Source organism: Conexibacter sp. CPCC 206217 (genome assembly GCF_030646165.1).
GTDB lineage: Bacteria > Actinomycetota > Thermoleophilia > Solirubrobacterales > Solirubrobacteraceae > Conexibacter.
In genome coordinates, this window is record NZ_JAUTDO010000027.1 from 1 (window position 1) to 709 (window position 709).

General features: G+C 65.3%; 1 pseudogene. It reads right to left on the reverse strand.

The annotated features are described in order from the left end of the window. A pseudogene (locus tag Q7L65_RS27615) lies at window positions 1-393 on the reverse strand (flagellin FliC); the annotation flags it as partial. Window positions 394-709: the final 316 nt, after the last annotated feature.

A 709-nucleotide genomic window follows, 5' to 3' on the forward strand; every position in this document is an offset into this window, starting at 1 on the left:
CTGCGCAGTCGTACCGATCCGCTCGATCTCCTGCGTCAGCTGCGTGACCTCGGAGACGATCGCGCCTCTGTCCGTCGTCGCCAGCGTGCCGTTGTCGTACTGGACCGCGAGCTCACGCACGCGCTGCAGCATCGAGTGAACCTCAGTCAGCGAACCCTCCGCCGTCTGCACGAGCGAAATGCCGTCCTGGGTGTTGCGCCGGGCCTGATCGAGGCCGCCGATCTGACCACGCAGCTTCTCCGAGATGGCGAGGCCGGCTGCGTCGTCGGCGGCACGGTTGATGCGGAAGCCGGACGAGAGTCGCTCCATCGACTTCGCGAGCTTGTTGCTGGTGCCCTCGAGGTTCCGGTGGGCGTTGAACGCTTCCACGTTCGTGTTGATGCGAAGGGACATAGGGGGCCTAACTCCTTGTCATGTGTCCCGGACGACTCCATGTCGCCCTGTTCGCCCCGGTGATCGGCAGGTCGCCTGCGCATTTGATCTGTTCGAACGCGCGCTGGACGGATGTGGGGTGAAGAATAAAGAGAGGCGAGCAGCCTGAGCCGCTCGCCTCTCCTGGTCGGTCCCTCGATGGAGCCGATTATGTCGCCCCGGATATGTGGGGGCGAATTTGTGGCGCCCCTTGCGGAGCGAAGACGCGTGTGTCCTAGCGCAGGAGCGAGAGGACGGCCTGCGGCGCCTGCTGCGCCTGCGCGAGCATGCTCGTGCC